The organism is Pseudochelatococcus lubricantis, assembly GCF_011762225.1.
In the GTDB taxonomy this organism is placed as follows: Bacteria; Pseudomonadota; Alphaproteobacteria; order Rhizobiales; family Beijerinckiaceae; genus Pseudochelatococcus; species Pseudochelatococcus lubricantis.
This window is the reverse complement of sequence record NZ_JAASQI010000001.1, coordinates 125,863-149,538: the sequence shown is the minus strand read 5'-3', so window position 1 is coordinate 149,538 and position 23,676 is coordinate 125,863. Positions and strand designations below refer to the sequence as shown.

Here is a 23,676-nt window from a genome sequence, read left to right as displayed (position 1 = left end):
CTGTAGTTGGATCTTTCTGTATGAACCGATATGACGATTCCCGTGACGCGCGCCGGCGGGGCGCCCGTAGAGACGGTTTCGAGCCGCGCGATGGCGGGTATGGCCATTCCAGCCGTGACGACAGTGACAACGGCTATTATCCCCAGTCGATCGGCGGCCCGACGGGGCCCGCCATCGAAGCAACCGTGAAGTGGTTCAATCCGAGCAAGGGCTTCGGCTTTGTGGCCGCGTCGGACGGCTCGGGCGATGCGTTCCTGTCGCTGCGGACGCTGGAAGCCGCCGGGCATTCCGGGGCCGAGGCGGGGGCGCGCGCAATCGTTCGCCTGCGCGACGGTCCGAAGGGGCCTCAGGTGGCCGAGGTTCTCGAACTCGAAGACCTTCCGCCCCAGTCGCGTCCCGCGCGTCCGCCGCGTGCCGGCGGTTTCGGTGGCGGCTATCCGCCGCGTATCGAAGGGCCGGCCGAGGACATCAACGGAACGGTGAAGTGGTATAACCGCGACAAGGGCTTCGGCTTCGTTCAGCCCGACGACGGCGGCAGGGACGTTTTCGTTCACGCTTCGACGTTGCAGCGCGCGGGTCTCACCGATCTCGCGGAAGGCCAGCGCGTGCAGATGGGTGTCGTTGCCGGCGCCAAGGGCCGCGAGGCGTCAAACATCGCTCTCGATTGATATCGGGCCTCATGGGCTTGATGTCCGGTGGGACAACCGCTTCGGGTGTCCCGCAGACGGGGACGGGCTCATGTCCGTTCGTTGCAAAAACCGGGGTCGTGTCGTGCGGCGCCCGGCGCTATGGTGGTGTTGCTGCTCCCCGTTCCGGCCAATAAACGGCCTGTTTGGCGGATTGTCGATTTATCGCCTTGATTCGACCGTATGCTATCGAGTGTCGAATCAGTGTTATCTGGCAGCACGTCCGCAGGGGCATGCTGCTTTTTTCTTTTGATGGGTGAAGGTTGCGGCGGCACGGGCACCGCGCGGGCGGAAACAGCCCAGTCATCGGTTCGGCACGAACTGTACGGGCATGCGTGATATCTGACATTAACATAATTCCACGCAGTCACGCCATATTGAACCACAAGAAGAAATATCCGGCGCCGAAAAGCTTATTGACTTGATTTCTATTGGCGCTCTGCGTTTTTTTAACAAAAATTTAATGAATTTTAACGCGGTTCGAGAGAATATTTCATCATGTTTATTACGGAAAAGGAAAAATTTTTCCAAAAATTCCAAATTTTGACTTGTATCTATATCAAGTTTCCCTCTCATATTCGCGTGGCGTTTTCGCAACACAAGGTTCAAAACGCATCATAATCGTTCCATAATTATTGAATGAACGGTGTCGGTCGGTCATGGTTGTCGCGTCGAGGGCAACCGGACAATCGGATGAGTCGCAGATTACCTGTCTATCGGCGGGGCATTGTGGGGCAAGACTGGTTTTCGGAAGAACAAAGGCGCTTCATCTGCCGGTCTCTTGGAAGGCGGCTTATAGGGGACGGCCTGCTCTCGTAAGGGTCTCGATATCTCTCTGGAGGTCACACAATGAAGCTCGTGAAGAGCCTTCTCCTCGGAACCGCCGCCGGCATCGCCGCGGTTGCCGGAGCTCAGGCTGCAGATCTTCCCGTCACGAAGGCTGCTCCCGTCGAATACGTCCGCGTCTGCTCCACGTACGGCGCTGGCTTCTGGTACGTCCCCGGCACGGATAGCTGCATCCAGCTCTCCGGCCGTGTCCGTGCTGACTACGTCTACATCGAGCCGCGCAACACCAACGCCTCCCCGAACCAGGCTGGCAATGGTCGTTACAAGGATGCCACCGGCATCAAGGCCCGCGCCCGTCTGAACGTCGACGTCCGTACGCCGACCGAGTGGGGCACGCTGCGCGCCTACATGCGCTTCCAGATCGACAAGAACACCGGCAACCAGGGCACCAGCAACGGTGCGCTGCTCGACAAGGCCTACATCCAGTGGGCTGGCATCACCGCCGGTCAGGCCCAGTCGTTCTTCGACTTCTACGCGTCTGACCTGAACTGGGGCAGCTTCGGCGGCGCGCCTGGTTCGGATACCTCGACCAACCTGCTGGCCTACACCGCCACGTTCGGTTCGGGCTTCTCGGCCACCATCTCGCTCGAAGACCGCGGCAACCGCGAGCTGAACTCGAGCTACTACGACCGCGCTGGCCAGCGTCTGCCCGACGTCATCGCCAACCTGCGCGTCGATCAGGACTGGGGCTCCGCTCAGCTGTCGGGCGCCCTGCATCAGCTCAACTCCGGCACGATCTACAATCCGTGGGGCGGCAGCTGGGGCACGCGCGTCGACACCACCTATGGCTGGGCCATTCAGGGTGGCGTGAAGTTCAAGCTCCCGCAGCTCGGCGCGGGTGACGTGCTGTGGCTGCAGGCCGCTTACGCGGACGGCGCTCTCAGCTACCTCGGCCTGAACGGCAGCACCACTGCCGGCAAGGTCTCGAACACCGTGATCGATGGCTACGTCATCAACGGCGACATCAAGACCTCTTCGGGCTTCAACATCACCGCTGCCGGCGTCCACTACTGGACCCCGAGCGTCCGTTCGACCCTCTGGGGTTCGTACACGGACGTGTCCTACAACTCTGCGGTCAAGTTCAGCAACGCGCTGTTCCGCGACTTCAACATGTGGCAGGCCGGTACGGCTCTGATCTGGTCGCCGGTGTCCAAGTTCGACATCGGTGTCGAGGTCCTCTACGGCCGTCTGGAGCGCGACCGCTTCCGCGTCGTCGACTTCAACCAGCCCTACTACGTGAAGCGCAACGAGGACCAGGTCCAGACGCGCATCCGTCTGCAGCGCGACTTCTGATACGCGCTCTCCGTCGTATCGGGATCCACGGCCCCGGCGCTCCTGCGCCGGGGTTTTTCGTTATGGGCCACCTCCCGGCGCTGCCAGATCCGGGGCGCCGTTAACCGGACCTCAACCTTGAACGGCTTTTCTTGTTGCCTGATCCGGATGGATACCGTCCGGACATCCTGCGACCGTGGTCAACCGGCCCCATGAACAGCCTCAGGTAAGTAGCCCAGGTGAATAGCCCATGACGCAGCCGTCAGGCGCCGTTTACGCCGCGCCGATAATCCCCGCCGGAGCGGGGAGGCGCGCCCGCGCGTTGCTGCGGTGCTTGCCGGTCGCACTGGCGGTCGGGCTCGTCGCGCTGCTGGCGGGCGCGTTGGCTGCTTCGCTGGTGCCGCCGCGCTTCACGGCGCAGACGTCGCTGCTGCTGACGGAGGGGCAGGGCCTCGCGCCGGTGGGCGACAGGCCATCGGTTGCGGCGGCGATCGTCGCCTCGCCGGATTTCGCGCGCGAAGCGGTGGCGCTGCTTGGCGCGGAGACGGTCGCGCGACTGCGCGGCGACCCGCTGGACGGCCTGCCCGGGCTCGTCCGTCAATGGCTGGGGGAAACTGGGGGCAGGAACGGCGCCGGGCGCGACGGCGAGGCCGGCCTTGAACGCGCTTTCCTGAAGGCGCTCGGCACACGCCCGGCAGACGATGCCGGCATTCTGTCCATCACCATGACGGCGGACGACGCGGAGGCCGCGGCGCGGGCCGCCAATGTCGTGGCGCAGGTCTACCTCGACCGTCGCAGGGCCGCCGTCACCGAGCGGGACGATGCGCTGCGCGCTGCATCCCTGCACGTTGCCGAGGCGCAGCAGGCGCTGCAGCGCGGCCTCGATTCCGCCGCGGCCTTCCGGGCCGATCCGGCGGGCGGTGAGACCGCGCAGCGTGCGCGCACGGCCGCGGACGACCTCGCCCTGCTGATCGCCGAACGGGCGGCACTGCTGGCGGAGCAGGATGCGATCGGGCGCCGTCTCGCATCGGTCGAGACGATGGGCGCCTCGGGCGATCTGTTCCGCGCGCCGTCCGAGGGTGCGAACCTGTTGAGCCACCTCGTCGAGCAGCGGCTCACGCTGCGCGCCGAACTCGCCGCCGAGCGCCGCATCCGGGAGGCGCGGCACTGGCGGGTGCGGGCGCTCACGGCGCGGGCCGCCGATCTGGACGACCAGATTTCGCAGGCCCAGGGATCGACACGTGAATGGCTGGCCGGTGAGCGCGAGCATCTGGCGGCGCGTGTCGTGGAGCTCGATACCGCCATCCGGCTGCGGCAAGCGATCATAGCTGCCGCGCATGACAATCGCCGGCGCCAGGAGGCGATGGACCGCGACGTCGAGCGGGCGCGCCTGCAACTGGCGCTTGAGCGCGAAAGATTGCAGGATGAGGCGGCGCGCGTGCGTGACGGCGCGGGCGCTGCCCGCGTTCTCACCCCTGCCGGCTCGCCCGAGGCGCCCGACCGCGCGGTGCCGGTGGGCGTCGGCGCGGGCGCGGCCCTGGTCGCCGCGCTCGTCGCGACCGCGCTGTTCGGCGGCGGCACCGGGCGGAGCGGGCGTCCGCGCGGCGGACTCGCGCCGGGTGCGGTCGGCGCGCCACCGCCGGTTTTCACGGCGGGAGAGGCAGAAACCGCGGCCGGTCCTCCACCGGCGGCCGATATCGCCCCTGTTGCGCCCGCCGCCCCCGCAAGCATCCCGATCCGGGCGGGAGGGTCCGTTCCGCCGCCGGTCGCGCAGCGGCCGCCGTTTGCCTCGGTGCGGGTGGAGGGCGCGGGCGACGATGCGCTCGATGCCCTGCTGGCGCGGCTCGCCATCGCCGCCGTTCCCGAGAGAGGGCGGCGCCTGCTCGTCCTCGGCGCGGCGCCGTCCGGGCGCACGGCGGCAGCCGCTGGCGCACTCGCGCGGCGGCTCGCCCTGCAGGAACGGGTCATTTTCCTCGATCTCACGCTGCCCGCCGCACCGGCCGACGTCGCGGCGGCCGGCTTCGCCGATCTCGTCGAGGGCCGCGCATCGTTTTCGGAAATCATCGTCCGCGATCCCGGTTCCCGGCTCCATCGGATGGAGCGCGGGCGGGCCATCGCGCAAAGCCTGCCGGCGGGCGACGCAGCCGAACTTGCGCTCGCCGCGCTCGACCAGACCTACGACTGGGTCGTCGCCGCGGTGGGGGCGGACGAGCAGGGCGATCTGTCCGACAGGCTGGCCCGGCGCGCCGACGGCGTGGTGCTGGTTGCACAGGGCGATGTCGTCGACGTCGCCGCCTTCGCCGCCTACGAGGCGCTACGCGAGCAGGGGATCGACAACATCGTCGTGGCGCTGGCGGGCGCGTAACCGCCGGCGCTGTCCTATTCCTCGCCGGCGCCGCGCTTCTCCATCCAGCGGATGAGCGGCAGGATCGGCAGGATCCAGCCCATGCCGAATACGATATAGAAGGCGAGCTGCGCTGCGCTCGGCCACTCCGGCACGCGCGAATGGGCGAAGGCCATGACGAGCAGCGCGTAGAAGATGCCGAACGCCAGAATGGCGATCATACCGATGAACTTTCGCGTGCGCCGCTTCATTATGTCGTCTGCCCCGCTCGGGTCCGCGGCGGCCGGAGGCCGCGCAGGCGTGAAAATCTGCCGCATCCGCGTGCGTTGTGCCGGGCGCGTCGACGGACTATGTTTGGGCTGATCGATACCCGTAATCCCGGAAGCGTCAAGCCGCAACTCATGACGATCAGCACGTTCCCCCCATCCGTCGCCGTCGCCGAAAAAATGGCCGATCCCACCCGCCGCTCGGTGCGGATATGGCTGGGTATGGTGGCGGCGCTCATTGTGCTGATGGTGATCGTCGGCGGCGCGACGCGGCTCACCGGCTCCGGCCTCTCAATCACCGAATGGCGGCCCGTCACCGGGATGCTGCTGCCGCTGACGGAGACGTCGTGGCTGGCGGAGTTCGAAAAGTACCGCGCCACGCCGCAATATCAGTTGCTCAACCATGGCATGACGCTGGGTGAGTTCCAGTTCATCTATCTGTGGGAATGGGGGCATCGCCAGCTCGGCCGGCTGATCGGTTTCATCTATCTGTTGCCGTTGCTGTGGTTCGCCTACAGGGGCGTCGTGCGTGGGCGGTTCCTCGCCACGCTGCTCGCCATCGGCCTGCTCGGCGGGGCGCAGGGCGGCATCGGCTGGATCATGGTGGCGTCCGGCCTGGAACCCGGCATGACGGCTGTCGCGCCGATCAAGCTCATGCTCCATCTCGTCGCGGCCTGCGGCCTGTTCGTCGCGGTGGTGTGGATCGCCGTCGGCCTGCGCGACAGGCATGCGCGCATCGCCGTGCCCGCGCGGCTGCGGATCACGGGTTCCATCGCGGTCGCGGCGATTCTGGTGCAGATTGCGCTCGGGGCGCTGGTTGCCGGGCTCAATGCCGGCATGTCGTTCAACACCTGGCCGCTGATGGCGGAGCGCCTCATTCCCGACAGCTTCACCCTGCTGCAGGTTTCGCCGTGGTGGCGCAATCTGGTGGAGTCGACCGCGCTCGTGCAGTTCAATCACCGCGTCGGTGCCTATCTGCTGCTGGCGCTGGTCGTCTGGCACGCCATCGACGCGGCAAGGGCCGCGCCGGGCTCGAAGACGGTGCGGATGGCGCGCGTGCTGGCAGGGCTGGTACTGGCGCAGGCCGCCATCGGCATCATGACGCTGCTGCTGTTCGCACCCCTGTGGGCGGCGCTGCTGCATCAGGCGATGGCCGTGCTGCTGCTCGGCCACGCGGTCGCGCACCGGCGCATGATGTCGCCGGCGCGCGTGTTTCCGGTTCAGCCGGCGAGCGCCTGATCGAGGTCGGCGATCAGGTCTGCCGCGTCCTCAAGGCCGATGGAGAGGCGCACCACGTCCGGCCCCAGCCCCGCGGCGATACGTTCCTCCGGCGGCATGTTCTTATGGGTCGTCGTCGCCGGATGGATGATCAGCGAGCGCGTCTCGCCGATGTTGGCGAGGTGCGAGAAGATCTTCAGCGTACTGATGAGGTGTTTCGCCGCCGTCTCGCCGCCCTTGACGCGCACCGTGAACACGGCGCCCGGCCCCTCGGGCGTGTAGCGTTGGACGAGCGGGTGGTTCGGGTGGCCTTCGAGGCCCGGATAGCTCACCTCGGCGATTGCCGGATGGCTGGCGAGATGGCGCGCGACGGCCTGCGCGTTGGCGACGTGGCGGGGCATGCGCAGGTGCAGCGTTTCCGTGCCGGTGAGGGCGAGAAAGGCGTTGAAGGGCGACAGGCCCGGCCCCAGATCACGCATGCCGTAGACGCGGGCTGCGACGCCGAATGCCGTCTGCGGGAATTTCTCGGAAAGCACGATGCCGCCGTAGTCCTCCCACGGCTCCGAGAGCAGCGGGTAGCGGGCGTCGCCCGCCCAGTTGAACTTGCCGGCATCCACGATGATGCCGCCGATCACCTGCCCGTGGCCGCCGATGAACTTCGACAGCGAATGGAAGACGATGTCGGCGCCGTATTCGATGGGGCGGATCAGGTAAGGTGTGGCCAGTGTGTTGTCGACGACGAGCGGGATGTTGTGCTTCTTCGCGATATCGGCCACGGCGGCGATGTCGACCACGTCGCCCGAGGGGTTGACGATGGACTCGATGACGATGGCCCGCGTGCGCTCGGTGACGGCGGCGGCGAAGGCGTCGAGATCGAGCGGGTTGGCGAACGTCACCTTGAGGTCGTGGCGCTCTTCGAGGCGGCGCATCAGGCCGAGCGAGCCACCGAACAGGCGGTTGGCGGAAACGTACTCGTCGCCCGATTTCAGCAGCGTCAGCAGGATGACGAGCAGAGCCGACTGGCCGGAGGCGATGGCGACCGCGTTGGTGCCGCCTTCAAGGGTGGCAATGCGCTTTTCCAGCACGGCGCCCGTCGGGTTGCCGCCACGCGCGTAGGAATAGCCGCTCTTGCGCAGCGCGAAAATGTCGGCGGCGGCCTCCGGCGTCTCGAACGCGAAGCCGTTGGTGAGATAGAGAGGCGTCACGCGCGCGCCCGTGACGGGATCGGGACTGGCGCCTGCGTGCACGGCAAGCGTTGCGAAGTGGTTTCTACAGTCGGATGACATGGTTGTTATTCTCCGCCAAATGGCAACAATGTGGCGACGGACACGGTCTGTAAAGGACGGAACGGGCGGTTCACGGCAATGGATCGACCTCGTCGGGACACGGCGTGTCAAACAAGGCCGCGCTCCTGTTCCGCGGGCGTTTCCCCGGCGAGGGAAGAGCGTATATGTTCGATATAACGAACGCCGCGTCCGGTCAACAGCCTGCGTGGCATGATGGAGCGCTTCTGGGCGCTGCTGGCGCATTGACCCGACCCGGGGCTTTGGCTACGACCTTTCCGACGTATGGGAGCGATGGTCCGCCATGACGAGGCAATCCGTCCATGTTTGATGCTATGTGGTGGAGGATCAAGGCCTTTGCGCGGGCAGAGGAGTTGTCGCTTTCCGTCTTCGCCATCCTGATCGGCACGGTGACGGGCGTGGGCGTGGCGCTGGCCCACAGCGCGGCGCAATGGCTGCACGAGGAACTGTTCGGGCTTGAGCGGGGTGCGTATCTCAGCGCTTCGCTATCGCTCGATCCCGTGCGCGTCTTCACGTCGCTCATCGTCGGCGGTCTCGTCGTCGGCTGCTACACGTGGGCGGTGCACCGGCTGCGCCGGCGCGATGCCGTCGACCCCATCGAGGCGAACGCGCTCTACGGCGGGCGCGTCTCGCTGACGGACAGCGTGTTGCTGACGGGCGGCACCGTGCTCTCCAGCGGCTGCGGCGCGGCTGTCGGCATGGAGGCGGGCTACACGCAGTTCGGCGCGGGAATGGGGTCGTGGCTCGGGCGGAAATTCAACCTGCGGCGCGCCGACCTGCGCACGCTCGTCGCCTGCGGCGCGGCCGCCGGCATCGCCGCCGCGTTCGATGCGCCGATGGCCGGCGCCTTCTACGCCTTCGAGCTGGTGCTGGGTGCCTATGCGGTGGTGACGCTCGCGCCTGTCATGCTGTCGGCACTGACCGCGCCGGCCGTCGCCGGGCTGTTGACGCAGGAGCTGACCAGCCCGCTGCTCAACATCGACCTCTACTTCTCGCGCTACGACATCATCGTTTTCGTCGGGATTGGCGTCGTCGCGGGCGTGATCGGCATCTGGATCATGAAGATGGCCACGGCGGGCGACTTCGTGCTGCGCCGCTTCAAGGTGCCTGCGCTTCTGCGTCCCGCGCTCGGCGGCCTCGGCGTCGCGGTGCTGGCGCTCTATTCGCCGGCGGTGCTCGGCGCGGGGCACGGCGCGATGCAATATTATCTCGTGCACGCGCACGGCTTCACGGTGCTGCTGGGGCTGCTCGCCGCGAAGGTGCTGGCGGCGGCGTTGTCGGTGGGTACCGGCTTTCGCGGCGGCCTGTTCCATACGTCGCTCTTCGTCGGCATCCTGCTCGGCGACGTCATCGGGTTCGGCATCACGTCGCTCTTCCCGGCGCTGCCGGTGGACCGCATCGTCTATGCGCTCGTGGGCATGGCCTCAATGGCAGCTGCCATCATTGGCGCGCCGATCACCATGATCTTTCTGGTGTTCGAGCAAACGGGCAATATCGCCATCGCCAGCGGCGTGATGATCGGCGCGGTCATCGCCTCGCTGATCGTGCGGCGGCTGTTCGGCTACTCGTTCGCCACCTGGCGTTTCCACGTGCGCGGCGAGTCGATCCGCTCGGCCTTCGACATCAGCTTCGTAAAAGACCTGACGGTGGTGAAGTTGATGCGGCGGGAGGCGCGCACGGCGGGCGAGCACATGACTGTCGCGGCCTTCCGCAAGCGCTTCCCCATCGGCTCCACGGAGCGCGTGTTTCTGGTAGACGAGGGCGGCGGCTACGTGGGCTTCGTGCTGGCGGCGGAGGTGCATGCCAACGGGCAGGACACCGACGCGGAGACCGTGCCGGTGCGCAACCTGCGCCACGCGCCAGACGTCTTCCTGCTGCCGCGCCAGAACATCAACATGATTCTGGAGGCATTCGACAGGGCGGAAACCGAAACGCTGGCCGTGGTCGACGATCCGCAATGCCGTTCCGTTCTGGGCTACGTGACGGAGGCCCATGCGCTGAGGCGCTACGCCCAGGAACTCGATCGGCGGCGGCGGGAGTTGAGCGGAGAGCGCTAGCGATAGCGGTATTATAATACCTAATATCGTAACATGTTGAAATATATAATTATTTCATGGCGTCATCGAATTGACGTCCTCTTGACAGAGCGATTTCAGTAGCTTAGTGATCCGCCATCCCGCGTCGTCTGCTTGTGAGGGCAGGCGGCTCGTTTGTTTTTCCGCTCCCGTCCGGTGCCGCACTGCGGTTCTTCCGGGCCGGGACCTTCTGAATGTGAAGAAGATCCATCATGACGACGTACTCGGCCAAGCCCGCCGAAGTCGAGAAGAAGTGGGTGATCATCGACGCATCCGGCCTCGTGGTCGGCCGCCTCGCCTCGATCATCGCGCTTCGTCTGCGCGGCAAGCACAAACCCACCTTCACGCCCCATGTCGATGACGGCGACAATGTCATCGTCATCAACGCGCAAAAGGTTGTCTTCACCGGCAACAAGTATACCGACAAGCGCTACTACCACCACACCGGCTATCCGGGTGGCATCAAGGAGCGTACCGCCAAGTCCATTCTGGAAGGCCGCTTCCCCGAGCGCGTCGTGGAGAAGGCCGTGGAGCGCATGCTGCCGCGCGGTCCGCTCGGCCGTCGCCAGCTCGGCAATCTGCGCGTGTACGGCGGCGCGGAGCATCCGCACGAAGCCCAGCAGCCCGAGGCGCTGGATGTTGCCGCCCTCAACCGCAAGAACGCGAGGAGCGCCTGATCATGTCCGATACCATCCAGAGCCTTGCCGATCTCGGCCAGATCGCCGGTGTTGTCAGCGACACGCCGGAAGCGCCCCGCTACGAGCAGAAGCTCGACGCCCAGGGCCGCGCCTACGCCACCGGCAAGCGTAAGGACGCCATCGCCCGCGTGTGGATCAAGCCCGGTGAGGGCAAGATCGTCGTCAACGGCCGTTCGGTCGAGACCTACTTCGCCCGTCCGGTGCTGCGCATGATCCTGCGCCAGCCGCTGGTGTTGGTGAACCGCGACGGCCAGTACGACGTCACCGTCACCGTCACCGGCGGCGGCCTCTCCGGTCAGGCGGGCGCGGTGCGCCACGGCCTCTCCAAGGCACTGACCCACTACGAGCCGGAACTGCGCGGCCCGCTGAAGAAGGAAGGCTTCCTCACCCGCGACAGCCGTACCGTCGAGCGTAAGAAGTACGGCCGCGCCAAGGCCCGCCGTTCCTTCCAGTTCTCGAAGCGCTGATTCTTCACGGCGGTTACCGGCTGCGAAACCGGCAACCGGCGCGAGAGACGACAGGGCGGCCGCAGGGCCGCCCTTTTTGTTTGCGACGTGCGCCGTCCGCATAAAAAAACCGGCGGTCAGAGACCGCCGGAGTTGCTCCCCTCATTATTCGTGGGCCGTCGTCAGACGGAGTAGTACATATCGAACTCGACCGGGTGCGGCGTGTGTTCGAAGCGGATAACTTCCTGCATCTTCAGTTCGATGTAGGAGTCGATGAACGTGTCGCTGAACACGCCGCCGGCCTTGAGGAAGGTGCGGTCCTTGTCGAGTTCCTGCAGCGCCTCGCGCAGGCTGGCCGAGACGGTCGGGATCTGCTTCAGCTCACGCGGGGGCAGATCGTAGAGGTCCTTGTCCATGGCTTCGCCGGGATCGATCTTGTTGAGGATACCGTCGATACCTGCCAGCGCCAGCGCCGAGAAGGCGAGATAGGGGTTGGCGGCCGGATCGGGGAAGCGCACCTCAAGCCGCTTGGCCTTCGGGTTCGTCGTCCACGGAATGCGGCAGGAGGCCGAGCGGTTGCGCGACGAATAGGCCAGCAGCACGGGGGCCTCGAAGCCGGGCACGAGACGCTTGTAGGAGTTCGTGGACGGGTTCGTGAAGGCGTTCAGCGCCTTGGCATGCTTGATGATGCCGCCGATGTACCACAGGCACTCCTGGCTGAGGTCGGCATACTTGTTGCCGGCGAAGAGCGGCTTGCCTTCCTTCCAGATGGACTGGTGCACGTGCATGCCCGAGCCGTTGTCGCCGTAGATGGGCTTGGGCATGAAGGTCGCAGTCTTGCCGTAGCTCGACGCGACATTATGGATGCAGTACTTGTAGATCTGCATCGCGTCGGCGGTCTCGACAAGCGTGGCGAACTTGATGCCGAGTTCGTGCTGGGCGGAAGCGACCTCGTGGTGGTGCTTCTCGACGGTCACGCCCATGGCGGCGATGGCGGCCAGCATCTCGCTGCGGATGTCCTGGCTGGCATCGAGCGGGGGAACGGGGAAGTAGCCGCCCTTGGTGGGGATGCGGTGGCCGAGGTTGCCGCCCTCGTATTCGGTATCGCCGTTGGTCGGCAGTTCGGCGGCATCCAGCTTGAAGCCGGTGTTGTAGGGGGTCGCGGTGAACCTGACGTCGTCGAACAGGAAGAACTCGGCCTCCGGCCCCACGAAGAGCGTGTCGCCGATCCCGGTGGACTTCAGGTAAGCTTCCGTCTTCTTGGCGATGCCGCGCGGGTCGCGCTCATAGGGCTCGCCGGTCGTGGGTTCCAGCACGTCGCAGACGATGGAGAGCGTCGAGGCCGAGAAGAACGGGTCGACCTGGGCGGTCGTCGGGTCGGGCAGCAGCACCATGTCGGATTCGTTGATGGCCTTCCAGCCGGCAATGGACGAACCGTCGAACATCGTGCCTTCGCTGAAGAAGTCTTCATCGATGAAGGACACGTCGAAGGTGACGTGCTGCCATTTGCCGCGCGGGTCGGTGAAGCGCAGGTCGACGTAACGGATGTCGTTGTCCTTGATGAGCTTGAGGACATCCTGAGCGGTCGTCATGAGTAACGTTCCTTGTTGCTTTCGTTAGGTGCCGGGCCATTTGCGACGCACGTCGTCCGTTGGCCGTTGAGTAGAGGTCGCCGGGTCAGATCGCGTCCGGGCCGGTCTCGCCGGTGCGGATGCGGATCGCTTCCTCGACCGGAGATACAAAAATCTTGCCATCTCCGATGCGGCCGGTGGCGGCAGCCTTGCGGATGGCCTCGACCGCGCGCTCGACCTGCTCGTCGGCCAGCACGATCTCGATTTTCACCTTGGGCAGGAAGTCGACCACGTATTCCGCGCCGCGATACAGTTCGGTATGGCCCTTCTGACGTCCGAAGCCCTTGGCCTCAATAACCGTGATGCCTTGCAGCCCGACTTCCTGCAGCGCTTCCTTCACCTCGTCGAGCTTGAAGGGTTTGATGATCGCTTCGATCTTTTTCACGTCGGAAGCCCTCCCATGGCCAGTGAGCCGGTATCGGTTCGCGTATCTATTCCACGTCGCCTCCGGCCGGGGCCTTCGCGACGTTGGCGCGGCGCCGCGCGCCGCTCTCTGCCGACGATAATTACCATCAATGCCCGGGGGCGGACATGCCCAAAATCGTTGCGCCCGACGATGTATGCCCAGCAAATAGGCAAATGCTGGTGATAAAATGGGCAAATGCTGCACTTCACCGCGCCACAACAGCCGTCACGGCGGGAAACGCCCGGGCGCTCCGTTGACACGCGGCGTTCCGGCGGCTTCCCTTGCGGAGGACATGCGGTTTCGGCAGCGACGGAGAAACGGTGATGGCGACGACCCTGTTGACGACACGTGCGATGCGCGACGCCGACGCCCGCACGATCGCGGCGGGCACGCCCGGCTACACGCTCATGCAGCGGGCCGGGGCGGCGGTCGCGGAGAAGGCGGCGCAGCTCGCCGGTTCTCCCGCGCGCAAGATCATTGTGCTGTGCGGGCCCGGCAACAACGGTGGTGACGGCTTCGTGGCCGCGCGCCTGCTGGTCGGCCGCGGCTTCACGGTGCGGCTGGCGCTGATGGGCGCGGTCGCCGCGCTGAAGGGCGATGCCGCCGCCGCGGCGGCGGACTGGCAGGGCGAGGTTCTGTCCATCGACGATGTGACGCTCAACGACGCGGACGTGATCATCGATGCGCTCCTCGGCGCGGGTCTCGACAGGGACCTGACGGCGGAGCTTCAGGCGCTCGTGGCGCGCGTGAACGCCAGTCCGGCGGCAGTGGTGGCTGTCGACGTGCCGACAGGGATCGACGGCGACAGCGGTGCCGTGCGCGGCGCGGCGGTGCAGGCAACCCTTACCGTGACGTTCGCCCGCGCCAAGCCCGGGCATTATCTCTTTCCCGGACGCGCCTGTCGCGGCGACCTGCATGTGGCGGACATCGGCATTGCCGATGTGTTGGCGGACGAGCTGTCGAACGGGCTCACGGTCAACGGGCCGGGGCTGTTCGGCGACAGCCTGCCGGTGCCGTCCGTGACCGGCCACAAATATGGACGCGGGCATGCGCTCGTCGTCTCGGGCGGAAGGGCGCGTACCGGCGCGGCGCGCCTTGCGGCGCGGGCAGCCCTGCGCATCGGTGCCGGGCTGGTGACGGTTGCCTCGCCTGCCGATGCGCTCGCCGAGAATGCCGCCCACCTGACCGCCATCATGCTCCGCCCGGTCGAAGATGCCGCGCAGCTTGCGGAAGCGTTGGCCGACGAGCGGTTCAACGCGCTGGTCATCGGCCCGGCGGCCGGTGTGGGCGAGCGCACGCGCGCTTTCGTGGCGGCGACGGGCGCGGCCGGCCGCGCGCTCGTGCTCGACGCCGACGCGCTGACGAGCTTCGCCGGGGATGTCGACAGCCTGCGCGCGGCAATCGGGCCCGCCACGCGGCGGGGTGTCGTGCTGACACCGCACGAGGGCGAGTTCGCCCGGCTCTTCGCGCAGGAGGCGGCGGTCGCGTCCGCGCGCTCCAAGCTCACCCGGGCGCAGCATGCCGCGCAACGCACCGGGGCGGTCGTGGTGATCAAGGGCGCCGACACGGTGATCGCTGCGCCCGATGGCCGCGCCGCGATCAACGACAATGGTTCGCCTTGGCTGGCGACGGCGGGATCGGGCGACGTGCTGGCCGGCATGATCGCGGGCGCGCTCGCGCAGGGGGTGCCGGCGTTCGAGGCGGCTTGCGCCGGTGTCTGGCTGCACGGCGCCGCCGCGCAACTCGGGGGCGCCGGCCTCATCGCCGAGGATCTGCCGGAGCTGCTGCCGCGCGTCCTGCCGCAAGTGCTGAAGCCGCTGGAGCCGCTCCGGAAAAAATGAGCGGGCGCCCTTCGCCTGCTGTCCTATCCGACCTCGAACCAGCCCGCCAGTCCCGCGCCGAGCCGGTCTAGAACGGCGGAGCCGATCATCCAGCGCCCGGGATTGTCAGCGAGAAAGGCGACGCGCACTGTCTGCCCCGCCGGCACGGCGATGGTATCGAGCCAGAATGGCTCCCAGCCGTCGTCGAGGCGGTGCAGCTGGCGGGCGTGGTGGCCGTGCAGATGCAGCACCTGCAAAAAGGCCGTGCGGTTCTCCAGCGCCATCACGACCGGCGTGCCGCCCGGCACCCGGAACAGCGGGCGCGCCGCCGCATCGCGCCAGGACAGGCCGCCGAGCCGCCAGATGCGTGTGGGATCGCCCGCGCTCTCGCTGGCGGCGGGGTCGAGGCCGCCATCGATGATCAGGTCGAAACGCCGCGCGCGGGCGAGGTCGAGCGATTCGGGCAGGTCGTTTGGCGGCAAGCCGGCCACGGGTTCCGGCGCGTGCGTCTCGGGCGTGCCCGCGCCCGTGAGGGCCAGAAGCGGCAGGCCGCTGCCGAGGGCCGCGACCACCTTGCCGGAAACGCCATCGTCCGGCGTATCCACCACCACGTCGACGCGCCCGCCCGGCGCCAGCGCGATGCTGTCGCGCACCGGCCGAAAAGGCGAGTCGACCGGCTGGCCATCGGCGGCGATGACGTGGGTCGTCAGGTTCTCGAAGCGCAACGTCAGCGGCCGCGCATTGGCAATGTTGGCGATCCGCAGCCGCAGCCGCCGGCCAGGCGGGCGGGAGAGCTGTTCCGGCGCGGTGCGGCCGTTGATCAGCAGCCGGTTGCCGAGGCGTCCCGCCAGGCCGATCTCGGCGGGGGAGCCGAAGCTGTCGCGGACCTGCCCGTTGTCGTCGAGAGCGATGTCATCGAGCACGAGGGCGACGTCGTCCGCGTAGGGCGGCGTGTCCTCGTCGACGACGAGGATGCCGGCAAGGCCGCGCTCCGTCTGTTCGGCCGCGTGCTCCGGCACGAGAGGGCGGTAGACATACGTGCCGGCATCGCGCGCGGTGAAGCCGATGTCCGCGCTCTCTCCGGCCGCGAGCGCCGGGCCCGTGAGGCCGGCGACGCCATCCATGGCGTTGGCGATCCGCAGGCCGTACCAGTGCAGTGAGGTCGGCTGGAGCAGGGTGTTGCGCAGCCGCAGGTTCAGGGCGGCGCCCCGGCGCACGCGCAGCAGCGGGCCGGGGAAACGCCCGTCGTAGGTCCACAGCCGCACGGGCGCCGGCACACCGTCGAGGGCATGGGCCGATTCGCCCGCGGTCAGCGTGAGCGGGGATTCTGTGGATGAAGCGGAGGGCGCCGCCTCGTCGGCGCGCACCGCCGGCGACAGGCCGGGAACGGCGGCGAGGGCAAGCGACGCCAGCAGCGAACGGCGGCTCGGGAAAAGAGGGTTTCCGTTGTATCGCAATGGGTTGCTCATCGATTCCGGGTTCCTGTCGGTCCTCTGCGTCATTGGCCGGCAGCGCGCCGTCGCGCTGTTTTATCCGGGCCCGGCGCGCAAGGCGAGGCGTAAAGAACTAGCGTGCCTGTCATTTTTTTGCTGCAATAGCCGGCGGCCATGATATAGAGCCGCGACCCGGGGAAGGGCTCGCTGCGGCAGCGGGTCCGTGATGCGGGCGTGGCGGAATTGGTAGACGCGCAGGATTTAGGTTCCTGTGACGCAAGTCGTGGGGGTTCGAGGCCCTCCGCCCGCACCATAGCTCCGCTGTCTAATTCTGAACGCGAACTGGATTGAGAAACTGTACCATGCAGGCGACCGAGACTCTTTCAGAGGGTTTGAAACGCGAGTTCAAGGTGGTGGTGCCCGCCACCGAGCTGGAAAGCAAGCTGTCGAGTGAACTCGCGGGCCTGAAGGACCGCGTGCGCATCAACGGCTTCCGCCCCGGCAAGGTGCCGGTGGCGCATCTGCGCCGCCTCTATGGTCAGTCGCTCATGGCGGAAGTGGTGCAGGGCGCCATCAACGACGCCAACCGCCAGATCGTCGAGGACAACGCGCTGCGTCTGGCAGGCGAGCCGAAGGTGACGCTGCCGGAAGACAAGGAAGAGATCGACGCCGTCATTGCCGCCAAGGGCGATCTGGCCTTCAGCGTCGCCGTCGAGCTGCTGCCCACGTTCGAGCTGAAGTCGCTCGAAGGGCTGGCGCTGGAGCGCGAGGTCGCGGAAGTGCCGGAGTCTGAGGTGGACGAGGCCATCGCCCGCATCGCCAGGGAAAGCCGCCCCTTCAGCGAGAAGGACGGCGCGGCAGAGGCCGGCGATCGTGTGCTGATCGACTTCGTCGGCTCCATCGACGGCACCCCCTTCGAGGGCGGCTCCAGCCAGGACATCCGCGTCGAGATCGGCTCGAACAGCTTCATCCCCGGCTTCGAGGAGCAGCTGATCGGCGCGTCCAAGGACGAGGAACGCACGATCGTGACGACGTTCCCCGAGAATTATCAGGCCGAGCACCTCGCGGGCAAGGAAGCCAGCTTCGCCGTGACGGTGAAGGCTGTCGAGGCGCCGGGCGAGACCGCGCTGGACGATGAATTCGCCAAAGGCATCGGCTTCGATTCGCTGGAAGCCCTGCGCAACGTGATTCGCGGCACGATCGAACGCGACTTCCAGACGCAGACGCGCCGCAAGGTGAAGAAGGAACTGCTCGACGCGCTCGACGCGCAGTACGACTTCGAACTGCCGCCCAGCCTCGTGGACCAGGAATTCGCGGGCGTCTGGCAGCAGGTCGTCTCTGACCTGAAGCAGGCCGGCCGCACCTTCGAAGACGAAGGCACGACGGAAGAGGCGTCGAAGGCGGACTACCGCAAGATCGCCGAACGCCGCGTGCGTCTGGGCCTCGTGCTTGCCGAGGTCGGTGACCGGGCCAGCGTGAGCGTCTCCGACGACGAGGTCACGCGCGGCGTGGTGGAACGCGCGCGGCAGTTCCCGGGCCAGGAAAAGGCCGTGTGGGACTACTACAACAAGAATCCGCAGGCGCTGGCGGAAATCCGTGCGCCGATCTTCGAGGAGAAGGTCGTCGACCACCTGCTCGCGCAGGCGACGGTGACGGACAGGACGGTGACCCGCGAGGAGCTTTTCGCGGATGAGGACGGCGAGGAAGCCGCTCCCGCGCCGGACGCGGCAAAGGCGGCCGGAGACGATGCCGGGGCGTGATCGCACGGATGGATGGCGCTGCGTCTGTCGTTGCAGCCCTCCATAATGCTATGAAGGAGCGCGACTCGCTGCCGGGGGCGGCGAATCGCGCTTCTGTCGTTTTATCCGCGTGGCGTCTGGCGCCGCCGGCACGGGGGCGGGAAGGTGATGATGGCGCGGGAGGTCTTGAATATTCGTGTTCCGCGCCATAGGTGCGTGCCGTGCCCGTCACACAGTGCCGCGCAGCGTCGCGGCGACATCCAATCAAGGCTTGATCAGCGATGAGAGATCCGTTCGAGGTTTACAACAGCACGCTCGTGCCGATGGTGGTGGAGCAGTCCAATCGCGGCGAGCGCGCATTCGACATCTATTCGCGGCTGCTGCGCGAGCGGATCATCTTCCTGACCGGACCGGTGGAAGATTATTCGGCCTCGCTCGTGGTGGCGCAGTTGCTGTTTCTGGAAGCGGACAATCCGAAGAAGGAAATCAACTTCTACATCAACTCGCCCGGCGGCGTGGTGACTTCCGGCCTGTCCATCTACGACACGATGCAGTTCATCCGCAGCCCGGTGACCACGCTCTGCCTCGGGCAGGCGGCTTCCATGGGCTCGCTGCTGCTGGCGGCGGGCGAGGCGGGGCAGCGATTCGCGCTGCCCAACGCGCGAATCATGGTGCACCAGCCCTCCGGCGGCTTCCAGGGGCAGGCGACCGACATCCTGATTCACGCCCGCGAGATCGAGGCGCTGAAGCGGCGGCTGAATGAGATTTACGTGAAGCATACCGGCCGTGACATCGCCGAGATTGAAGCGGCGCTTGAGCGTGATAACTTCATGACGGCCGATGCCGCGAAGGAATTTGGCCTGATCGATCAGGTCCATACTAAGCGCGCGGAAATCGAAGGCTGACGCGCGTTGCCTCGCCTGCCGGGCGGGGTGCACGCGGCGCTGCGGAAAAGATCCTGCGATATCAATGGATTGACAACGCGGCGCACGGTGTGGATTGTTGAGAAGGCCGAGGGCGCCCGCGGCGTCGTCTGTGGATCGCCCGGCCGGGTCATGCGAGATGGTGCCGCGGCTATTGATTGCGACAGGGCACCGTGATTGCATGGAAATTCTGCGGTGTCGCCAGCCGGTGGCAACGCGGGAGGGGGTGGCCTCCGGGCCACCTTCGCGGGACAGGGTCGGGCAATGGCAGAACGCTGCGGTCACACCGCTTACTTTTTCTTTGTCCCTGGCCTATATGAACACATGATGACGCTCCGTCGATTTTGACGCGAGCAGTGACCGAGTGGAGACGGACCATGAGCAAGACAGGCGGCAGTGACTCGAAGAGCACGCTCTACTGCTCATTCTGTGGCAAGAGCCAGCATGAGGTCCGTAAACTCATCGCCGGGCCGACGGTGTTCATATGCGATGAGTGCGTGGAGCTGTGCATGGACATCATCCGCGAGGAATCCAAATCCTCGCTGGTGAAGTCGCGCGAGGGCGTTCCGACGCCCAAGGAAATCAGCAAGGTGCTCGATGACTACGTCATCGGCCAGTCGCACGCCAAGAAGGTGCTGTCGGTGGCGGTTCACAACCACTACAAGCGCCTGTCGCACGCGACGAAGCACAACGACGTCGAGCTGGCGAAGTCGAACATCCTGCTCGTGGGCCCCACGGGCTCGGGCAAGACGCTGCTGGCGCAGACGCTGGCGCGCATCCTCGACGTTCCCTTCACCATGGCCGACGCCACCACGCTGACCGAGGCGGGCTATGTGGGCGAGGATGTCGAGAACATCATCCTGAAGCTGCTGCAGGCATCCGACTACAATGTCGAGCGCGCCCAGCGGGGCATAGTCTACATCGACGAGATCGACAAGATTTCCCGCAAGTCGGACAATCCGTCGATCACGCGCGACGTCTCGGGCGAAGGCGTGCAGCAGGCGCTGCTGAAGATCATGGAAGGCACGGTCGCCAGCGTGCCGCCGCAGGGCGGGCGCAAGCATCCGCAGCAGGAATTCCTGCAGGTGGACACCACCAACATCCTGTTCATCTGTGGCGGTGCCTTCGCGGGGCTCGAACGCATCATCATGGGACGCGGCAAGGGCACGTCGATCGGCTTTGGCGCCAACGTGCAGGCGCCCGACGACCGGCGCACCGGCGAGGTGTTCCGCGAGGTGGAGCCGGAGGACCTGCTCAAGTTCGGCCTCATTCCGGAATTCGTCGGCCGCCTGCCGGTGATCGCCACGCTGGAGGACCTCGACGAGGTGGCGCTGAAGCGCATCCTTCAGGAGCCGAAGAACGCGCTCGTCAAGCAGTACCAGCGGCTGTTCGACATGGAGGACGTCGAATTGACGTTCAACGACGAGGCGCTGTCGCTGATCGCCCGCAAGGCGATCGAGCGCAAGACCGGCGCGCGTGGCTTGCGCTCCATCATGGAGGGCATCCTGCTCGACACGATGTATGACCTGCCGGGCCTGGAGGGCGTGGAGCAGATCGTCGTCGGCCCCGAGGTGGTCGAGGGCAAGGCGAATCCTCTGTACATCTATGCCGACCGATCGGATGCGAACGCATCCGTCAGCGCGTGACGGAAGGCTGTCCCGGCAGGCGCCGGGAAGCAGAACGATGAGATATGCGGGCGCCGTTCTCCGGGACGGCGCCCTTGCTTTTGCCGCGCTCGCGCGTTGGTTGAGGGTTTGGCGTGTTTGTGCACACTTCTTGCCGCCAACGAACTTGAAAGCCGGCGCAACTCTCTCCAACTTAGGGAAGTCGCTGCTGAACCATCATGCCAGGAGGGTGATGGAGGCAGCGCACCGGAGGCAGTCGCCCGCGCGATGAGCGCTTCCGGCAACCGTCCGTGAACCTGCCAAAGAGGGGGGCGCGGGCGCAAACGAAAGGATACGGGCCATGACGACAACGAAGCCCCGACAGGCGGTGGCCGCAGGAACGGTCGGGATCTACCCTGTTCTTCCGCTCCGTGACATTGTTGTTTTCCCGCACATGGTCGTGCCGCTTTTTGTAGGGCGCGACAAATCCATTCGCGCGCTGGAGGAGGTCGTCAAGAGCGACCGGCACATCCTGCTGGCGACGCAAATCAATGCGTCTGACGACGATCCGGCGACCGATGCGATCTACGAGGTCGGCACGCTTGCCAACGTGCTGCAACTCCTGAAGCTGCCCGACGGCACCGTGAAGGTGCTGGTGGAAGGGACGACACGTGCCCGCGTGCGGACCTATACCCGCAGCGAGGGGTTTTACGAGGCCGAGGCCGAGGCCCTGCCCGAGTCGACGGGCGCCGATGTCGAGGTCGAGGCGCTTGCGCGCTCGGTGGTCGCCGAGTTCGAAAATTACGTCAAGCTGAACAAGAAGATTTCTCCCGAGGTGGTTTCCGCTGTCACGCAGATCGATGAGCCATCGAAGCTCGCCGACACGGTGGCCTCGCATCTCGCGGTCAAGATCGCCGACAAGCAGGCCATCCTGGAGGCCTCGTCCGTTTCCGAGCGGCTGGAGAAGGCGCTTGGGCTGATGGAAAGCGAGATCTCCGTCCTGCAGGTGGAAAAGCGCATCCGCACGCGCGTCAAGCGCCAGATGGAGAAGACCCAGCGCGAGTACTACCTCAACGAGCAGATGAAGGCGATCCAGAAGGAGCTGGGCGACGAGGACGGCCGCGACGAACTGACCGAGATCGAGGAGCGGATCGAGAAGACGCGCCTCACCAAGGAAGCGCGCGAGAAGGCGCTCGGCGAGCTGAAGAAGCTGCGCCAGATGTCGCCGATGTCCGCGGAAGCGACGGTGGTGCGCAACTACCTCGACTGGATCCTCGGCATCCCGTGGTCGAAGCGGTCGAAGGTCAAGAAGGATCTGGTGCTGGCGCAGAACGTGCTGGACACGGATCACTACGGCCTCGACAAGGTCAAGGAACGTATCCTCGAATATCTCGCGGTGCAGCAGCGCGCCAACAGGCTGACCGGCCCCATCCTGTGCCTCGTCGGGCCTCCCGGCGTCGGCAAGACGTCGCTCGGCAAGTCGCTCGCCAAGGCGACGGGACGTGAGTTCGTGCGGCTGTCGCTCGGCGGCGTGCGTGACGAGGCGGAGATTCGCGGACACCGGCGGACCTACATCGGCTCGATGCCCGGCAAGATCATCCAGTCGATGCGCAAGGCCAAGACGTCGAACCCGCTCATCCTGCTCGACGAGATCGACAAGATGGGCATGGACTTCCGCGGCGATCCCTCGGCGGCGTTGCTGGAGGTGCTGGACCCTGAACAGAACGGCGCCTTCAACGATCACTACCTCGAAGTCGATTACGACCTGTCGAACGTGATGTTCGTGACCACGGCCAACACGCTGAACATTCCGGGGCCGCTGCTCGACCGTATGGAGGTGATCCGCATCGCCGGCTATACGGAAGAGGAGAAGCTGGAAATCAGCCGCCGGCACCTCATCCCCGAGGCGGTGAAGAAGCACGGTCTGAAGGACGGCGAGTGGTCGATCGACGACGCGGGCCTGCTGCTGCTGATCCGCCGCTACACCCGGGAAGCGGGTGTGCGTAACCTTGAGCGCGAGATTTCCAACCTCATCCGCAAGGCGGTGAAGGAAATCGTGCTCAAGAAGGCGGACAGCATCCACGTGACGGCATCCAACCTCGCCGACTATCTCGGCGCGCCGAAGTTCCGCTTCGGCGAGGTCGAGGACGAGGATCAGGTGGGTGCGGTCACCGGACTGGCGTGGACCGAGGTGGGCGGCGAGTTGCTGACCATCGAGGGCATCAGGATGCCGGGCAAGGGCAAGATGACCGTGACCGGCAACCTGCGGGACGTGATGAAGGAATCGATTTCGGCGGCGGCTTCCTATGTCCGCTCGCGCGCGCCCGATTTCGGCATCGAACCGGCGTTCTTCGACAAGCACGACATCCACGTGCACGTGCCTGAAGGAGCGACGCCCAAGGACGGCCCGTCGGCCGGCATCGCCATGGCGACCGCCATTGTCTCGACCGTGACGGGCATTCCCGTCCGCAGGGACATCGCGATGACGGGCGAGGTGACGCTGCGCGGTCGTGTCCTGCCGATCGGCGGGTTGAAGGAGAAGCTGCTGGCGGCGCTGCGCGGCGGGCTGAAGAAGGTCCTCATTCCGGAAGAGAACGCCAAGGACCTGGCGGAGCTGCCGGACAGCGTGAAGAACGGGCTGGAAATCGTGCCGGTGTCGCGCATGGACCAGGTTCTTCAGCACGCGCTGGTGCGGCTGCCGGAAGCTCTCGTGCAGCCGGTGGCAGAGGCCGCGGCGGTGCCCCTGCCGGCCGAGGACGGCGAAAGCGCGGTTTCCGTGGCGCACTGAGCCGGCTGATGTTGCCGAATAATTGTTGAAAACGGCCCCCCGGAGCGGATCCGGGGGGCTTTTTTGCCGAAAAATGCTGGGAAGGCATTGCTTTCGCTTATAATTTACGGCATCCGGTGGCACTTGCCGTATGATCGGACACGATGCCCACGCCGGCATGATACGAAACCATAACTC

The 23,676-nt window shown here is 66.1% G+C and carries 17 protein-coding genes and 1 tRNA gene; 13 read left to right on the top strand and 5 right to left on the bottom strand.

The genetic code is table 11. From position 1 onward, the window contains the following. Nucleotides 1-20 precede the first annotated feature (20 nt). The 3 genes from FHS82_RS00625 to FHS82_RS00615 all read left to right on the top strand — a co-directional run bounded on the left by FHS82_RS00625 (nt 21) and on the right by FHS82_RS00615 (nt 5,169). Nucleotides 21-668, top strand: a complete 648-nt coding sequence (locus FHS82_RS00625; RefSeq protein ID WP_166947668.1) for a cold-shock protein — start codon at nt 21-23, stop codon at nt 666-668. Between the two features lie 867 nt (nt 669-1,535). Then, entirely contained in the window at nt 1,536-2,825 is a 1,290-nt protein-coding gene (locus FHS82_RS00620) for a porin (RefSeq protein ID WP_166947666.1), read from the top strand. 229 nt (nt 2,826-3,054) lie between these two features. After that, the gene (locus FHS82_RS00615) at nt 3,055-5,169 is read left to right on the top strand and encodes a GumC domain-containing protein (protein ID WP_166947664.1); all 2,115 of its coding nucleotides are present in this window, start codon (nt 3,055-3,057) and stop codon (nt 5,167-5,169) included. Between the two features lie 14 nt (nt 5,170-5,183). Here FHS82_RS00615 and FHS82_RS00610 read toward each other — a convergent pair whose 3' ends face one another. Beyond that, nucleotides 5,184-5,399, bottom strand: coding sequence for a DUF2842 domain-containing protein (locus FHS82_RS00610; protein ID WP_166947662.1), 216 nt, complete (start codon nt 5,397-5,399; stop codon nt 5,184-5,186). Between the two features lie 150 nt (nt 5,400-5,549). On the opposite strand from FHS82_RS00610, the gene FHS82_RS00605 reads away from it, so the two are divergent. Beyond that, on the top strand, nt 5,550-6,653 hold the full coding sequence (locus FHS82_RS00605) for a COX15/CtaA family protein (RefSeq protein WP_166947660.1): 1,104 nt from the start codon (nt 5,550-5,552) through the stop codon (nt 6,651-6,653). Here the strand turns inward: FHS82_RS00605 and FHS82_RS00600 are convergent. Beyond that, the gene (locus FHS82_RS00600) at nt 6,635-7,918 is read right to left on the bottom strand and encodes an O-acetylhomoserine aminocarboxypropyltransferase/cysteine synthase family protein (protein ID WP_166947658.1); all 1,284 of its coding nucleotides are present in this window, start codon (nt 7,916-7,918) and stop codon (nt 6,635-6,637) included. The two genes, FHS82_RS00605 and FHS82_RS00600, sit on opposite strands and share 19 nt — an antisense overlap. 320 nt (nt 7,919-8,238) lie before the next feature. Here FHS82_RS00600 and FHS82_RS00595 point away from each other — a divergent pair, with 320 nt between their 5' ends. The 3 genes from FHS82_RS00595 (at nt 8,239) to rpsI (ending at nt 11,176) form a co-directional block, all read left to right on the top strand. Continuing rightward, nucleotides 8,239-9,993, top strand: coding sequence for a chloride channel protein (locus FHS82_RS00595; protein ID WP_166947656.1), 1,755 nt, complete (start codon nt 8,239-8,241; stop codon nt 9,991-9,993). Nucleotides 9,994-10,223: 230 nt separating this feature from the next. Then, entirely contained in the window at nt 10,224-10,688 is a 465-nt protein-coding gene (gene rplM / locus FHS82_RS00590; RefSeq protein ID WP_166947654.1) for a 50S ribosomal protein L13, read from the top strand. A 2-nt stretch (nt 10,689-10,690) separates the two neighbouring features. Continuing rightward, nucleotides 10,691-11,176, top strand: a complete 486-nt coding sequence (gene rpsI / locus FHS82_RS00585) for a 30S ribosomal protein S9 (protein ID WP_166947652.1) — start codon at nt 10,691-10,693, stop codon at nt 11,174-11,176. 161 nt (nt 11,177-11,337) lie between these two features. Here rpsI and glnA read toward each other — a convergent pair whose 3' ends face one another. Together glnA and FHS82_RS00575 are read right to left on the bottom strand one after the other, a co-directional pair. Then, nucleotides 11,338-12,747: a type I glutamate--ammonia ligase gene (glnA, locus tag FHS82_RS00580; RefSeq protein ID WP_166947650.1), complete on the bottom strand. Its 1,410-nt coding sequence runs from the start codon at nt 12,745-12,747 to the stop codon at nt 11,338-11,340. Between the two features lie 85 nt (nt 12,748-12,832). After that, a complete protein-coding gene (locus FHS82_RS00575) occupies nt 12,833-13,171 on the bottom strand; it encodes a DUF3240 family protein (protein ID WP_166947648.1) in 339 nt (112 codons plus the stop codon). Nucleotides 13,172-13,515: 344 nt separating this feature from the next. Here FHS82_RS00575 and FHS82_RS00570 point away from each other — a divergent pair, with 344 nt between their 5' ends. Next, on the top strand, nt 13,516-15,033 hold the full coding sequence (locus FHS82_RS00570; protein ID WP_166947646.1) for an NAD(P)H-hydrate dehydratase: 1,518 nt from the start codon (nt 13,516-13,518) through the stop codon (nt 15,031-15,033). 23 nt (nt 15,034-15,056) lie between these two features. Here the strand turns inward: FHS82_RS00570 and FHS82_RS00565 are convergent, their stop codons facing one another. Further along, nucleotides 15,057-16,481, bottom strand: a complete 1,425-nt coding sequence (locus FHS82_RS00565) for a multicopper oxidase family protein (RefSeq protein WP_166947644.1) — start codon at nt 16,479-16,481, stop codon at nt 15,057-15,059. 192 nt (nt 16,482-16,673) lie between these two features. Between FHS82_RS00565 and FHS82_RS00560 the strand changes: the two genes are divergently transcribed. The 5 genes from FHS82_RS00560 to lon all read left to right on the top strand — a co-directional run bounded on the left by FHS82_RS00560 (nt 16,674) and on the right by lon (nt 23,499). Further along, nucleotides 16,674-16,758: transfer RNA gene (locus tag FHS82_RS00560), tRNA-Leu, on the top strand. 49 nt (nt 16,759-16,807) lie between these two features. Next, nucleotides 16,808-18,205 carry a trigger factor gene (gene tig / locus FHS82_RS00555; protein ID WP_166947642.1) on the top strand — a complete coding sequence of 466 codons (1,398 nt, stop codon included), beginning with the start codon at nt 16,808-16,810 and terminating at the stop codon, nt 18,203-18,205. Nucleotides 18,206-18,465: 260 nt separating this feature from the next. Continuing rightward, nucleotides 18,466-19,089 carry an ATP-dependent Clp protease proteolytic subunit gene (locus tag FHS82_RS00550; RefSeq protein WP_166947640.1) on the top strand — a complete coding sequence of 208 codons (624 nt, stop codon included), beginning with the start codon at nt 18,466-18,468 and terminating at the stop codon, nt 19,087-19,089. 395 nt (nt 19,090-19,484) lie between these two features. Continuing rightward, nucleotides 19,485-20,753: an ATP-dependent Clp protease ATP-binding subunit ClpX gene (gene clpX / locus FHS82_RS00545; RefSeq protein ID WP_166947638.1), complete on the top strand. Its 1,269-nt coding sequence runs from the start codon at nt 19,485-19,487 to the stop codon at nt 20,751-20,753. 319 nt (nt 20,754-21,072) lie between these two features. After that, on the top strand, nt 21,073-23,499 hold the full coding sequence (gene lon, locus FHS82_RS00540) for an endopeptidase La (protein WP_166947636.1): 2,427 nt from the start codon (nt 21,073-21,075) through the stop codon (nt 23,497-23,499). Nucleotides 23,500-23,676 lie beyond the last annotated feature (177 nt).

What these genes read in the sequence shown, in the direction of transcription:
- clpX (WP_166947638.1), top strand. Translation starts at nt 19,485, where the DNA reads ATGAGCAAGACAGGCGGCAGTGACTCGAAGAGCACGCTCTACTGCTCA.
- lon (WP_166947636.1), top strand. Translation starts at nt 21,073, where the DNA reads ATGACGACAACGAAGCCCCGACAGGCGGTGGCCGCAGGAACGGTCGGG.
- rplM (WP_166947654.1), top strand. Translation starts at nt 10,224, where the DNA reads ATGACGACGTACTCGGCCAAGCCCGCCGAAGTCGAGAAGAAGTGGGTG.
- tig (WP_166947642.1), top strand. Translation starts at nt 16,808, where the DNA reads ATGCAGGCGACCGAGACTCTTTCAGAGGGTTTGAAACGCGAGTTCAAG.
- FHS82_RS00570 (WP_166947646.1), top strand. Translation starts at nt 13,516, where the DNA reads ATGGCGACGACCCTGTTGACGACACGTGCGATGCGCGACGCCGACGCC.
- FHS82_RS00620 (WP_166947666.1), top strand. Translation starts at nt 1,536, where the DNA reads ATGAAGCTCGTGAAGAGCCTTCTCCTCGGAACCGCCGCCGGCATCGCC.
- FHS82_RS00550 (WP_166947640.1), top strand. Translation starts at nt 18,466, where the DNA reads ATGAGAGATCCGTTCGAGGTTTACAACAGCACGCTCGTGCCGATGGTG.
- FHS82_RS00605 (WP_166947660.1), top strand. Translation starts at nt 5,550, where the DNA reads ATGACGATCAGCACGTTCCCCCCATCCGTCGCCGTCGCCGAAAAAATG.
- FHS82_RS00625 (WP_166947668.1), top strand. Translation starts at nt 21, where the DNA reads ATGAACCGATATGACGATTCCCGTGACGCGCGCCGGCGGGGCGCCCGT.
- FHS82_RS00610 (WP_166947662.1), bottom strand. Translation starts at nt 5,399, where the DNA reads ATGAAGCGGCGCACGCGAAAGTTCATCGGTATGATCGCCATTCTGGCG.
- FHS82_RS00595 (WP_166947656.1), top strand. Translation starts at nt 8,239, where the DNA reads ATGTTTGATGCTATGTGGTGGAGGATCAAGGCCTTTGCGCGGGCAGAG.
- rpsI (WP_166947652.1), top strand. Translation starts at nt 10,691, where the DNA reads ATGTCCGATACCATCCAGAGCCTTGCCGATCTCGGCCAGATCGCCGGT.
- glnA (WP_166947650.1), bottom strand. Translation starts at nt 12,747, where the DNA reads ATGACGACCGCTCAGGATGTCCTCAAGCTCATCAAGGACAACGACATC.
- FHS82_RS00600 (WP_166947658.1), bottom strand. Translation starts at nt 7,918, where the DNA reads ATGTCATCCGACTGTAGAAACCACTTCGCAACGCTTGCCGTGCACGCA.
- FHS82_RS00565 (WP_166947644.1), bottom strand. Translation starts at nt 16,481, where the DNA reads ATGAGCAACCCATTGCGATACAACGGAAACCCTCTTTTCCCGAGCCGC.
- FHS82_RS00615 (WP_166947664.1), top strand. Translation starts at nt 3,055, where the DNA reads ATGACGCAGCCGTCAGGCGCCGTTTACGCCGCGCCGATAATCCCCGCC.